Origin of the sequence: Aeoliella fuhlenseeensis (assembly GCF_052161615.1) — a bacterium.
Taxonomy (GTDB): Bacteria; Planctomycetota; Planctomycetia; order Pirellulales; family Lacipirellulaceae; genus Aeoliella.
Genome location: NZ_CP197417.1, coordinates 4,068,258 through 4,082,335 on the forward strand (window position 1 = coordinate 4,068,258; position 14,078 = coordinate 4,082,335).

Annotated in this window: 7 protein-coding genes; 2 read left to right on the forward strand and 5 right to left on the reverse strand. The window is 57.9% G+C overall.

Annotated elements, in window-relative coordinates:
- Positions 1-278: 278 nt before the first annotated feature.
- The 4 genes from SH292x_RS15955 to ppc all read right to left on the reverse strand — a co-directional run bounded on the left by SH292x_RS15955 (position 279) and on the right by ppc (position 7,841).
- Positions 279-1,955, reverse strand: a complete 1,677-nt coding sequence (locus SH292x_RS15955) for an MFS transporter (protein ID WP_442485866.1) — start codon at positions 1,953-1,955, stop codon at positions 279-281.
- A gap of 308 nt (positions 1,956-2,263) precedes the next feature.
- The gene (locus SH292x_RS15960) at positions 2,264-4,078 is read right to left on the reverse strand and encodes a hypothetical protein (protein WP_442482003.1); all 1,815 of its coding nucleotides are present in this window, start codon (positions 4,076-4,078) and stop codon (positions 2,264-2,266) included.
- A 388-nt stretch (positions 4,079-4,466) separates the two neighbouring features.
- Positions 4,467-4,682, reverse strand: coding sequence for an addiction module protein (locus SH292x_RS15965; protein ID WP_442482004.1), 216 nt, complete (start codon positions 4,680-4,682; stop codon positions 4,467-4,469).
- 396 nt (positions 4,683-5,078) lie between these two features.
- The gene (gene ppc / locus SH292x_RS15970; protein ID WP_442482005.1) at positions 5,079-7,841 is read right to left on the reverse strand and encodes a phosphoenolpyruvate carboxylase; all 2,763 of its coding nucleotides are present in this window, start codon (positions 7,839-7,841) and stop codon (positions 5,079-5,081) included.
- Between the two features lie 871 nt (positions 7,842-8,712).
- Between ppc and SH292x_RS15975 the strand changes: the two genes are divergently transcribed.
- Positions 8,713-9,285 (forward strand): helix-turn-helix domain-containing protein, encoded by a 573-nt coding sequence (locus SH292x_RS15975; protein WP_442482006.1) that lies wholly within the window; start codon positions 8,713-8,715, stop codon positions 9,283-9,285.
- A 337-nt stretch (positions 9,286-9,622) separates the two neighbouring features.
- Here SH292x_RS15975 and SH292x_RS15980 read toward each other — a convergent pair whose 3' ends face one another.
- The gene (locus tag SH292x_RS15980; RefSeq protein WP_442482007.1) at positions 9,623-13,660 is read right to left on the reverse strand and encodes a hypothetical protein; all 4,038 of its coding nucleotides are present in this window, start codon (positions 13,658-13,660) and stop codon (positions 9,623-9,625) included.
- 136 nt (positions 13,661-13,796) lie between these two features.
- Here SH292x_RS15980 and SH292x_RS15985 point away from each other — a divergent pair, with 136 nt between their 5' ends.
- Positions 13,797-14,072, forward strand: a complete 276-nt coding sequence (locus tag SH292x_RS15985) for a hypothetical protein (protein WP_442482008.1) — start codon at positions 13,797-13,799, stop codon at positions 14,070-14,072.
- The last annotated feature ends 6 nt before the right edge of the window (positions 14,073-14,078 follow it).

Below are 14,078 nucleotides of genomic sequence, written 5' to 3' on the forward strand. Positions count from 1 at the left end.
CGCATGCGGGCGAGATGGTGAACCGCAGGTCGATGACGAACTCGCCGGTTTCGCGAGTATTTAAGCGTAACCAGATGCTCGCATGCACACGCAATACGAGAGAACGCCGCGTGTAGATCGTTCCACGAAGTAGATCTGCAATAGAGCGAAGAGTCGCTGCGGCGAGGTACGAGTCGCAAGCCTACCCACGGCGCACCAACGATGCCCGCGCGAAATCCGCGACCTCAAAGAGCCCCGACCAAGCCTGGTCGGGGTCCAACTCGCGCGTTAGCGCCAACCTAACTCGGCAGCGGCTTCCCCTTGGTCTCCGGACCCAGCCACACCAGGAAGATTCCAACGATATAGATACCCGCGAGCGTTGCACCAGCATTGGGGAAGGCCTCGACACCGATGCGTCCCGGTTCCACGCCGCTGGCAAACCACGCCGTGAGAGTCGCCGTTTGGAGCGATCCGATCGCGGATAGCACGCGGCCAAAGTTGAACGAGAATCCCTGGCAGGTCGCACGAATGCTCGTGGGGAACAGTTCGGGCAGGTAAAGCGGGAACCAGCCATAAAACGCCGCGGTAGCCCCGCCCGCCACGAACACCGACACCAACATCATGGCGTTGTACGTCGTGTTGCCTTGGTACATGTAGACCAGCGATACGAACGACGCCACACAAAGTAGCGCGTAGGTGATTCGCCGACCGATTCGCCCCGCAACCAGCGCCGCGAGGATGGTGCCGACAATCGCCCCTGCGGCTAGCGTGATCTGCGTGTATTCCTTGGCGAAGTACGGCCCCCCGTCGGCAGGAAGTTCGGCGGCCAACGCGATCGCCCACTTCGGTGCCCATTGGAGCGAACCCCATGTACCCAGCAGCGCCACACCCGCGAGCCCCGCACCCAGCAACATGCGACCCAAGTAACGCTTACGTTCCACCGCCGGCAGCGTCCCCGCGGCCTCGGCCCGATGGAGGTAGCGAACGACAGGGAACATGTAACCGACCAGGGCAATACCGAGGCCGATGACGGTGCCGAGGATGCGAATCGTGGTAATGGTGGCGGTGGGATCCTTCACATCGGGCGAAGCCACGGTCATGAATGCCGGTGACCACAAGAAGATCACGCAAGCCGCCGCCGCTCCACCGAGGAGTACCCCGAGCAAATCGCGCGTCGCCCACAGGTTGGTGCTCCCTTTTTCGCGCTCCGCTTCCCACTTCTCCGACTCGGGAACGAACATGCGGATGAAGAACACCAGTACCGCTGGTAGTGCGCCGGCGATCATCAGCAGTCGCCAACCTTCGCCGGCGACCAAGTAGTTTTGCGTCGCTTCGGACACTCCAATAGCATCGAAGATTTGTTCCACGCCATCGACAAAGCTCACGAGCACCAAGCTGAGAAGCCCGACGAGCAGCATTCCGACGTTCGCGGCCGCGCCGATCAGGCCCGCCAAGAATGCCCGCGATTTGTCCGACCAAATTTCGTTTACCAGTGCCACGCCCAGCGCCCACTCGCCACCCATGCCGAGCGACGCGATGAACCGAAGCACGGCAATGTGCCATGCTTCGCTTGCGAAGCCACACAGGCCTGTAAACACGGCGTAGGTCGCAATTGACAGCGCCATGGCCCGCACCCGTCCGATGCGATCGCCCAGCCAACCAAACAGCACACCACCGGTCGCCGCACCAATCAGGAACACCGACATGATGACGCCAAACCAGCTGTCTTTGAGCGTGGGGTCGACCAGCAGCTGGTCGGCCAATAGCTCGTCGAGTGCCGTGGGTCCCACCAAGGGGAACATGCCGATCTCGAACCCGTCGAACATCCACCCCAACAGCGCGGCCAGCAGGGCCATCCATTTGCCCTTTTGGGCACCCGTTGAGTCCGTACTGGCATGCATTCGATCGCCTTTATCCATCATGGAAAAAACACGGCCTACGGGCTGGCTCCCCCAACCCCCTGCCGAGGCAGTGATGGAGGCGCAAGGGAACCGTGCGAAACTTTAGTCGATTGCTCTGCCTCGGGGCGGGACGCTAGGTGAGGACTGGCAGAACGGGGGGACTCTACTGCGGAGCGCGCGAAATAGAACCGTCTGGACTACCAGAAAGCCTACCGAGCCAATCCGCTACTCGAACTCTCCTTCTGAGAGCGCAAATCTGTCCGCCCCATTAGGCCTGCGAGTCCCCCTGCCCACAAACCGAAAAACAGGAATCGGATGCCGTTTTTCGAGCATCTGAGAAAACGGCGAGCAGTCCCCGACCAAGTTCCGAGGAAATTAGCGCGCTAACCGATCCTCGACTTGCGATTGCTAACAGCAAGCATCCCGACGATACAAGCAATGGTCAGTACTACCATCGACGATGGCTCCGGCACCGTGCTCGTGCTCAATCCTCCGCCGTAAAGCTGGTAAGAGAACGTCTGCCCAAACATCCCATTTCCAGCACCCTGATCTGTGGTGATCGTCAGCAGCGCCGAGTACTCGCGGGCTTCGGTGGGATTAAAGTGAATCGGCAGGTTCGCGTACTGCTGTTCGAACAGCACGCTGGGGATCAAATTGTCGACCGCAAACGCATCCGCGCCGGGGCCCGAGATGCTGATGTCGAGCACACCGAGCGCCGTGAGCGACGAGTCGTAGCCCAGATCGGTGCTCGCGTTATTCACGATCAAATGAAACGCCGCGCTATGCCCCACGTCGGTCGTGCCAAGGTTGATGGTCGTGTTAGGGTGCGTTCCCATGTTCGTCGCAAACGTCGGCCCGACGCCACGCCCAACGGCCAGCACCGCATCGCCACCGTTGCTGCGAACGGTGATGTTTTCCGTTCCACGCGTCGAAGTGCTGTAGGTCAACGGCAAGAGTTCTACCAAGCCACCACCCAGCGGGCCCGTGAAAGCGAACGTCTGCCCTTCGCTCGCGCCAGTGAAACCAGTGCCGACGTGGTCGAAGTAGCCGAAGAGGCTGCCATTCATATCTCCATCTCGCGATAACGCTGCTTGTCCGCTTGCCGAACCGGTACCGAGTCGCACGTTGAGTTCGACCGCAGTCGCGTCCAGTTGCGTGCCGAGTTGTTCGACGGTTCCACTGCTGCCCGCGGCAGCCACGCCATACGCCACACCGCCGTTAGCCGTTACACCGCTGGCAAGCGGGCCGCCGCTCTGTTGGACTAAAATGCGGCCACCACTACCGCCACCACCCGCGAGCGAACCTGTTCCGCCACCCGCCCCACCGTTGGCGGCCACAGCGCCCGAGGGGCCCAGGTTCACGGTAGCTCCGGCGATGCGAATCGAACCACCGCTACCGCCACCGCCACCACCGAAGTTGTTCGCCCCGACGCCAGCCAGTCCGCCATTGGACGAGATTGCGGATCTCAAGTCGACATTGCCCAGCGCGCTAATCTCCAGCACACCGCCACCCGAACCACCAGCGCCGTACGTGCCGCCATTGATGCCGGCAGCACCACCACTTCCGCCGAAGAGTGTGCCCGAAAGCGTATTCGTCACCGGGTACGCCGCGCCGCCGGCGCTATCGGTTGGGTTGTAGCCTTCGCCATTACCACCCGCTCCGCCATAGCCGCCGCCACCCGCACCGGCGTAGTTGCCGATCGTCGTCGCCTTGCCGGCACCTGGCCCCGTGCCATTTCCGATCGCTGCGCCCGCGTAACCACCCGCCTGGCCGGGTGCCGCGTAGTTGCCACCACTCACCGACAGCGGACTGCGAATCGTCACGTCTCCCCGCGACAAGAGCGACAGACCACGATCGCCGGTGACCGTCACCGCCACGCCGGGACCGATGAGAATGTTGTCGAAACTGAATACCGCTAGTTCCGGAGCGCCGCTGAGCGGATCGGCGGCACCCGCTTGGTTATTGATCACGCCGGTGAAGGCCAGAATGCCATTCACGCGAAGCTCAGCGGTGTTGGTGTCGATCGTCACCGCGTTGCCAATACCGACTTCGAAGTCCCCCAGCGAGGTGTGGGCCAGCGGATTGAGCAGCGCTCCACGCGCGGGCGAAATCCCCCCCGCCACCGTCAGAGTGACAACAGCCACTGCCAATACCCCAAAACACAACGACGACACCGGACGCCGCAGAGGTCTAATCACGAGAGCATCTCCAATAAGGCGGGATTTGAGGGCGGATTCTGGCCGGAGGCCAATGCCCCGCTAGTATAATTGCCGGTCAAAATCGCCGCCAGCGAACGTGTCGGGCTAGCGCCGCCAGGACGTTGGGTCTGACGCCGCGTGGTGAATACCCAAGATCAGGACGTTCGATCCCCAATCCTCAAAGAGAACCACGTACGGAAAATGCTCGATTAAGGCAGCTCGCACCGGACCGTCCACAACTCCAAAACTTGCGGGCCGGGAGGTGACTTCCAGTAAGCAAGCTCGAACGCAACTACGAAAACGATTCCCCAAGTCCGACGAGATTGCGTCGTAGTAGACGGTTGCCTTGGACAGGTCTTCTACCACGAGCGGGTGGTACCGACGACTTCTAGCCATCGACGCGTCGCCAAAGTTCCTCGTCACTAAGGGCCATCGACGGATCGGCATGAATTTCCGCCGAGCGCCGCATCGCTTCGGAGATCACTTCCGGCGGCAACGCAATAGAGGGGCTGGACGCCGCAATATCGTCCCAAAGGCGCGTTACCAGATGGAGCTTTTCTCCAATTGGCAACGACTGAAGGGAGGCGAAGTCTAAGTTCGTCATGAGAGTGGGCCGACTGGAAGAACCGTAGTGAAAATGACCTCACTTCTATTGTCGCACGGCGCTACGGCTCGGAAAAGGCAATCGGCGAAAACTTTCCGCACGCCGCGAAATCTCGAAAAAATTCCACTTGAAAGTACTCACAACCACGCTCTAATCGGGGTGCGGGAACGTCTGTTCACACCGCCGAAAGCTGCACTGCGTGACGAAATTGTTTCACGTGAAACAATTTCTCAAGTTTGCCCCTCCGCCGTGCGCGAAATGTTTCACGTGAAACATTTTGAGCACTTGTCTAACCACGGCCCTGACGGGCCCCGCTCGCCTTTGCCCCGCCCACCGCTGACTGCCCACCGCCCACTCTTCGCAAATTGTTTCACGTGAAACAATTTTTCAAGTTTGCTAGCCCGTCGTTCGCATGCCGGCCGATACGCCATTGATGTCGAGGTTCATCAGGTGCTCGAGGTCGTCGGGTGTGGCGTCCTTGTAAGCGTTGGGGTCATTCGCCAGTCGTTCGAGCAGCACGACCTGCACGACGTTCAGCGGATCGACGTAACCGTTGCGGACCTGAATGCTCCGCTGCAGCCACGCAATTTGATCGAGCAGATTCTCAGTGCCGTTGATCGCACACACCGCGCGACGCGAGCGCTGGTACTCGTCGACAATCATCTGCGCGAGTTCGGTGCCCCCCTCAATCGAATTGCCCAGCTTGCCGTAGAGCTCGAACACCGGCATGTTCGCTTTGGCGAGCGCAAGCTCGGCGTTGCTGATCGTTGCTTCGAAGAACGGCCACTCGCGGAGCATCGTCCGCAGCATCTCCATTCCTTCCGCGTCGTCGATGATCGACTCGACCGCCGAACCAATTCCGTACCACGCCGGCAGGATCGCGCGGCACTGGGTCCAACTGAACACCCACGGGATGGCACGCAAATCCTCGATGCGGTTCCCCGCCTTGCGTTTTGAAGGACGCGAGCCAATTGGCAGGCGTTCGATTTCGTCGATCGGGGTGACTTCGCGATAGAAGTCGGCGAACGTCGGCGAGTCGACGAGCTTGCGGTACGACTTGAGCGACGTTGCGGCAAGCCGGTCCATCATTTCCACCCACTCTTTCGGGGGAGACTCCGGATCCCGTGCCGCCGCGGTGATGGACGACCAGCAAACTTGTTCCAAATGCCGATACGCAATTTCCGGAGTGCCATACCGCTCGGCAAGCACCTCGCCTTGCTCCGTGAGTCGCAGCGATCCGTTGAACGCATCGCTCGGCAGCGACAGAATACTCCGCGCCGCCGGCCCACCACCGCGTCCCAGCGAACCACCACGCCCATGGAAAAACGTGAGTTCGATTCCGAAGTCCGTCGCGACTCGCTGCATAGCGCTCTGCGACTGCTGCAGTGCCCACTGCGCCGAAAGGTAGCCGCCGTCCTTGGTGCTGTCGGAATAACCCACCATCACCATCTGATCGTTGCCCTGCGCGGCAACGTAGTCGCGATACGTTTTCACGCCGAACACGGCGCGAAGCGTTTCGGGGGCGCGCTCCAGGTCGTCGATCGTCTCGAACAGCGGGCTGACTGGTAGGGTGAGCGTCGCGTCGCGCTCGTGGCCGCCGTCGACGCACTCGCTCCAACGCCACAGCCAGAGCATGGCCAGGATATCGCTCGCGTACTGCGTCATGCTCAGGATGTGCGCGCCAAATGGCCCCATGCCTCGCTGGCGAGCCATACGGCGCACCAACGCGAACAGCTCCAGCGTTTCGCGAGTCGTGTCGCTCACTTCGACGTCGAGCGTGGGGAGTTTGGGCGAGGCGAGCGTTTTTACGAGCAGTTCGACGCGTGCGGGTTCGTCGAGCTTCGCACCGTCGTCGCACAGGCCGGCGAGCTTCCACAGCTCGTCGATCGATTCGCGATACACGGCCGAGTGCTGGCGCAGGTCGAGCCGCGCGGTGTGCAGGCCGAACACTCGAATTTGCGCGAGCCACGGTTTGATTTCGTTCTCGACGATCAGTTCATCGCCGGCGGCTTTCAGGCACTCGGCGACCAGTTCGACGTCGGTCGCTAGATCGCCTCGCGAAAAATAGCCGCCCGCTTTGGGATCGGGAGCCTGATCGATCGGCGTGTCGAGCGTCTTCGACAAACGCCAGCGAACCACGTGCATCCATCGGCGATAGGTTTCGAGCGGCGGCAAGTCGGCGAGTTGCTTGGCGAGCGAGGGCCAACGCTTGCTAGCGGCTTCAATTGCAGCTTCGAGCTTCGCGGGGCGTTCGCTCAGGCGGTCCGACATGCTCAGCGACCGGCCAAGCTGGCGGGCCTTGCCGCGATGCTCTTGCACGGCGTGCTGGCGCAAGAGTGTCAGAGTTTGCGCGGTGACGGTTGGCGTGACGAACGGATTGCCATCGCGATCTCCACCGATCCACGAACCAAAACTGACGATGGGAGTTTGCGGCGCAGGGACTTTGGGGTAGTAGCGTGCCAGGGCGTTCTCCACGTCGTCCAGCAGCACCGGCGCTTCGCTCCACAGTCCCGGCATGATCGCCAGGCCGCGTTCGACTTCTTGCAGCACCGTGGGCCGCCAGGGCCTTACGAAGTCGGTCTGCCAAAGCTTATGCAGCTCGCCGCGGATGAGTGCATGGTTCTTGTCGCGTTCGCGCGGCACCTGATCGGGATCGTCGCCCGCCTTCAGCAGCTGGCGGATGCGAATGAGGATGCGGCGGACGCTACGGCGTTTGGCTTCGGTCGGGTGAGCGGTGAAGACCAGCTCGACCTTCACGCGGGCGAGCAGCTTCTTGATCTCGTCGGTCGATAGCCCCGCCTCGTGGAGAGAGGCAAACGCCGCACCAATCGACTCGCTGCGGGGTTCGGGGTAGGCGTCGTGGTCGCGCTGGCGGATCACGCGAATCCGCTGGCGGTCTTCGGCCAGGTTCGCGAGTTCCAAGAAGATCGTGAAACTCCGAATGATGACACTCAGTTCCGAAGTCGACAGCTCGGCGAGTCGTTTCCGCAGCGCTTCAGCGATGCTATCGTCGCCATCACTCAGCTTGCGGGCCATCGTGCGGACTTCTTCCACCAGGTCGAAACCCTGCTGGCCGGCGTGGTGCTTAATAACTTCGCCGAACAGGCGACCGAGTTGGTCGACTTCGCGGCGCAGTTCGGGTTGTCGCGTGGCACTCATAGAGAAGAGAATAGGGCAGGCAAGGGAGAGTGGGTGGACGGAGGACGGCGGTGGATTTGTCGCGCCTGTGGATTGCACCGCCATCGAACCCCCAAGTATCGCGGAACCCTCCCGCCGCGCCGAGCCCCGCGTGCTCGACGGTGGTTCGAGGGAGATGAAGATTCCATGCTGTTTCTATGAGGAACGTAGAGTTTGCCCAGTCGGAGTTGGCAGACGATCGCGTGCGACTGGCAGGGAGCTTTTGACCGCCAAACCCGGATCTTGCGGTGCGACTGACGAAAGTTCCTCAAGTCATGCCCCAGGAAAGGGCGAAATAAAAGACCGGATGGTTTGCTCTGTCCCGAGCTGCCTCCCGCACCACGCGGGATCAAAGAACGGGAGAGGGTGCCAGCAGGGGGGGCCCTGCCTAGACCGTCGGTATTTACCGATTGAAAACTGGCTCACGGTGCGCCACGCATCTCCTACCGAGCCACGCCGAGGTACGCCCCATTTGCCTGCGAAACCATTCGCAGAGTTGAGCGTGCATGCACTCGCCCAGGGATTGGACGAGTGCGGGTGGATTGGAATGTAGCGGTTGTAACGCCGGGCCTCGAACCGGAACAGCTTCCGCAAGCACTTTCACCAATCTTCCCGCACTCGCCGAACCGATGCGAACATAACGCAGGAGTGGTTCAGAAGGACCTGACCCAACCCAAACCATAATTCCCAAGCGCAACGGCACCGACCCAGAAACGAGAGCTCGACCCAGCATTCCGGCACCAGGGAGCACAAGCCGGAGTGAGAGTTTTCGTTAGGCGCCAATGCCGCTCGATGCAGGCCGCAACCTGCCGCGAGCTTCGCAGTAAACAGCATGTTGAAATTGGAGAGCCCGATGAAGGTCTTTACTACTGGTCAGGTCGCAAAGATCTGTAAAGTGGCCCCGCGGACGGTCAGCAAGTGGTTCGACTCGGGACGTCTGAAGGGATACCGTATTCCCGGTTCCCAAGACCGCCGTATCCCGCGTGAATACTTGATTCGGTTCCTCAAGGAGCATGGTATGCCCCTTGGAGATCTCGAAGACGAAGCGATGGCCAAGGTTCTGATTGTTGCACAGGACCAGGTGCTAATCGAAAACCTCAAGCGCGAACTACCCGTCGAACGGTCGTTCAAAACTTCCACCGCAGCCAGCGGTTTCGAAGCCGGCATTCAGTCCGAGAGCTTCCACCCCGACTGCATTATCGTCGACTTCTCGATTGGTCAGGTCGAAGCGCTGCAGATTTGCCAAAACCTGCGCCGCAACCCCGACTTCGCCGAGACGATCTTGATTGCCCTTCTGCCGGACGACGGCAGCTCGATGAGCTTCGATCGCTCGAGCATCAACGAGACGTTCAAGAAGCCGTTTGACTCGGCGCTCTTGGCCGAACGTCTGCGGACCTTGATCGGCAGCAAGAAAGAGTTGGTCTAAACTCACGATCGCGCAAGCGACTGGGTCCGACCGCGAGAGATCTGCGAGGGAATTTGCTGACGCGTACTATCCACCCGCGCTTGCTCAAGGGTGGCTCGATATAAATGCAACAGGCCTTGCTACTTACGGGTAGCAAGGCCTGTTGTCGTTTTAGGGGAGTGTGTGTGGATTGTTAAGGGTCGCGGCAGTCGATTTTTCTGAGCACTCTGGTGAGAAGGAAACGCTGATTAGATCCCGTGATTGCTAAAGTAGAATGTCCCCCTTCTTCTTCACTGTTGTTCCAGGTGAGAATCGGGGTGATGAGCAGTTCCCGTGCATGCAAATTAAGCTCTCCCCTTTACCCCTCGCGTTCTTCCTCCAACTCAGCACGCTCAATTTCCTTATTCAGTACGTCAATGTACTCACGGACCCATTTTACTACCACTGGGTCTTTCTCACTGATTAACCAACTTCGTGCTTCGTCACTCTTGTTGCGATAATGAACGCTAGCCTCGCCGAAATGCCCGCCCTCCCAGAAATGTGAGGTCACGCGCCCTCTGGTCCTCGCGTCGCTTCCAAACTTGGAAATGAAGTCCCGGGTGAGCCTACCAGCGACCGATTCATCCAGCGTTTTCGGTAGCATCGAGATAAGCATGTCACTGTTCGTGTCAACATTACGGTCTACCCAGCCAAACAGCTTAACGGAAGGGATGTACTGGATGGGACCAGAGTGTAAATCCCCGAAGAAGTGAGGACTACCTCCGAGCCAGTTCCGTATTGCATAGCTGCCGTTGTGGTCAGCTTCACTCAGCACTTCGGCTATCAGATCAAAAGCAGTCTCTGGGGCACTCCTGAGAATATCCGTGAGAATATCGTCAGCATGCTCATTTATATCTGAGATAGCGGACCATTCTTGTACGCCTACGTTGAGCACTTCCCGAAAGAACTCCCATTTCCGGTCCGGCGCCTTGGCAAGTAAAGCGTTAGCAAGCTTTCCCCAATGGTATCCGATTCGGTGCATATGGCCACGCTGCGACAATGCAGGATGAATAAGAACTTGCCACAGCATGTCAACTGAAAACTCAGGTGCCGCCTCATTCTGTAGATAGTAGGTGTGTAGCATCTGGACCGCGATGCCCCAGTAAGAGGAATTCGTCTGAGGTTCAGTTAGGATCGCTACAAACTCTTCAATCACTCGTTCATCAAGGGCTTTGAGCTGATCGGCAAACCACCATCTTTCTAATAGGGCAATGTCTTGATGCCCGGCTCGGCAGTGTTCAATTACTTGTCTCGCAACCTTATTTGAAATTCCAGAGGAAATGACAATGTCCGAAAAACGAGATGCGACCGCGGGATTGGACGTTAGTGGGATAATAAGCTCTTCCCACTGCTTCGAATCGCGGTGGAAAATCGCGCCAAGATAGCCACTTAGAAACATTATCGCGTCGGGGGTTGCACTCTCCGACTGGGCCGTAAGAATCGCGTCATACAGGTTAAGGTCGAGGTCGCGTTGTCCGATTTGGTAGGCAAATCCGTATGCCGCACCAGAATTTACCTCAACCAGCCACGGCAGTTCTTTGACTAGCACGCCCAGGTCATTAGAAGCCTCATTTGCTAACTCTTCAATGATCTGAGAATACTTGGTGGATGAGGCACCGCGACTCCATGTGTCTTCGTGCGTTACAAACTTCACCCATCGAAGTAACCTGGACCTCAAATCGCCCTCTGCCAATGACTCGCAGAGTGTTCGCAGTCGCTCCTGTACTTCTGCTGGAAGCTTGCTGTCTTTATTATTAAGTTGCCGTTTGCAGAATGAGACTATAGCACCGACATTTACGCCATCCTCCTTTGCCACTCGATCAAGTAGGTCAAGTACTTTAGTGGTAAGAGGTGGTATATAGATACTTGACCACGCGGCTTGTATCAAAGTATCGATAACTTGAAGGCGTTGGCCGCCTTGCCACTCGTCTAGCTTGCTAAGTAACAGGTTCCACACATCTTCGTGAGCGGCCCACAAGTCTCCATAAGTCTTAGGCATCCAGAACTCAATCGTTCGCCGCAATCCTTGATGTTCCGGTCCAACGACCCTGGAAGTGGGCGAAGTATCTAATGCCCTTGCACACCCTTGCAATCCGAGGCGTCGCCGAGTGGGCTCTGCCGACGACAGCAGCGTCTCCAGGGTACGCAATCGCACCGAAGGTTTGGCTTGTGTAACTGCAAGCTGAGGTATCAAGCTGAATAACTGAAGAAATGTGCCCGTCGCATTGTTGGAGTTCTTCGCGTTCTCTGCTTCCGCCAGTGCGAGAAGCAATAAGGCAGCTTCCTCAAAGAATTCCTCGTATACAGCAATTTTCTCCAGAGCCCAGACTATGCGTTGGCGGGGAGCATCAAGTGCGACCAAGGCATCTTTATCCATCGCTCCAAGTGTACGTTCAAGGAACCGCAGTGTTGCCTTTGGGTTCGTCTCGGCGATTACATCTATGATCGTTCCGAATTGAGGGTCATTGGGAAATCTCCCTGATGAAAACATGCCAGTGCTATCGAGAACTCGTTCAGCCGCCTCCTCTCCGTAGCGTGTGTCGTGTGCATACTTCAACATCTTGACGAACCAGTTCCACAACTGAGGCGGCATTTGTGTCATCGCCGACGATACGTCGAATCCGTTCCCGTAACTGTTCCAAAATTCACGGAACAGATAGACATGCAGTATTCTGGGAGTGATGTAGAGCGTTTTAGCACCTTGCAGAATACGGCGTTTCCGCAGTTGTTCTACGATGGCTTGAAATCGCCCCCAGGTTATTCTTGGGTCCATCTGCTGGGCCAAAGATGCAATAAACTTGGCTTCGCTATCCACCGGTGCCTCGAATCCGAAACGCTCGAAGAGAGAAGCGAACATGAGGATGATACGTCTTAGGGTTACATCCTCGGTGTCTCGGTTATCATTTCCTACGATGAATCTATCCCAGACATCGTTAATCGCTGGTGGCTGCAATAGGTCCGTCCGGTTCTCCCGTAGGTTTTCACCAAGCATATGAGCTACCCGGGGGCAGCCTTCACAGTAGTCAGCCCACCTCTGGGCATCGTTTTCGCCAATCCCGTAGCCTCGGAGGATTTGGACAATCTGAGTCTTTTGTGTGGGGGGCACTATTAATTTTTTCATCTGCTCATCTGTGCCCGCATCGGGTGCATGGTCGATCGAGATGAGTCGAATTTTATCGCGATGTCCTTTGAGCGCATTCCAAATGCTTGCGCGGTCACGTTCGCCGCAATCATCTATCACAAGGATGGCTTGCCGAGTGTTGTCGGCGCTTACTAGTTCGTTTATGAATGAGCCTTTGAGGAAGTGACGCCCATCCGGTATGTATAGAGTTACGGGTGCAAGCTGTTCGTCTGATGTTATTTCGAGAGCTAATCGAGTCTTGCCAATGCCCGGTTCCCCAAGCAGCCGAAGATGCGGAAAAGTTCCGCTAATTAAATCTGATCGCAGTTCTTTGATCAGTTGAAATGTCTCGGGCGAGTAGCGGACGGGCGGCTGCATGTCAGCGAGACCAGACCATGATGCATGGGAACAAAATCCATCAAAACTGAAGCCTCTGAGTCGTAGGCACAGCGACGGGTAGTCAGAGAATAATCCAACCAAGTCCGTCTGCCCCCATACCTCTACGTCAACGCCTTTATATCCGCACTGGGCGAATGCCCACCGAAGGTGATCCGCGGCTGTTTCCAACTTACCACCGGCTGCGTCAGTGCCGAAACATACAAGTACATATCTGCTCTTCTCGCGGAGAGCCTTCTGTACCTCCGAGCCCAGGTTCTCGAACCCAATATCCTTGGTTCCAAATAGCTCGGTCTTGATGTATGACTTCTGCCACGGGGTTGCCTCTCCCGTCTTGATTTGAAATCGCGTACCGCTTGTGAGTAGGTCATCCCTATCAAATTCAAGATTGCCGGATGCACGGATCGAGGCGTCAACGCCACCGTCAGCTTCGGTCACATTGCTGGAGATTCTGACGAGCGTATTCGGAATCCCTCGCATTGCTGCGCGGGACCATAGTAGATCTCGAAATGCTTCAACGGCCTCAACGCTCGACAAACGGCCTAGCGTCGAGTGATTCATGGAGAGAACGGGGGAAGTCAACGTACCAGAACGGGCAGCCTTGGCTCTTGCCCTCGTCTCGCTAGCACGCTGGCCCAGGAACTCCCGGAGAGCTTCAACGTGACTTGCTTTTGCGTGCCTCTCGCCTTTTTTGACCCTTGCTAGGTGGCCCGGCGTGATGCCTAGGTGTTGGGCGATATCTTGTTGTGTTACACCGTAACCGGCTAGCTGCTCCACTAGACGGGCGAATGCTGAGTTGTCGGGGTCGGATTCATGGGGAAGTTCGCCGTGTTTGGACATCGCATCAATTCCTTAGCTAAATGGCAATTTTGGTGGCACGCAATTATTATTGCCTGCAAGTTGAATTGCGTCAGGAGGGATTTTGCGTTGGGCCGCAAGGGCTGGCCTATCCCCGTGCATGAACGCACTAAATGCCGTGAAAAAAGATATTCGCGGCTATCTGGTGCTAGCGGCGCCGCTGGATGGTGGTCCCACACTTGAAGAGCTCATCCCCGGCTATCTGGCCGAAGTCCCCGCCGATCCATTCACGGGCAAGCCGCTAAAGATGCTGGTGCGAGCGGATGAACTGAGGGTCTACAGCGTCGGCAAGAACTTGGCCGACGACGGGGGAGAGGAAGTGATCGAAGCAAATCCAGACGGAGCCCTTGCGCCGTCAGGTCCTGACGTAGTGCTCCGCGTAAAACCGGAATGAACTTCG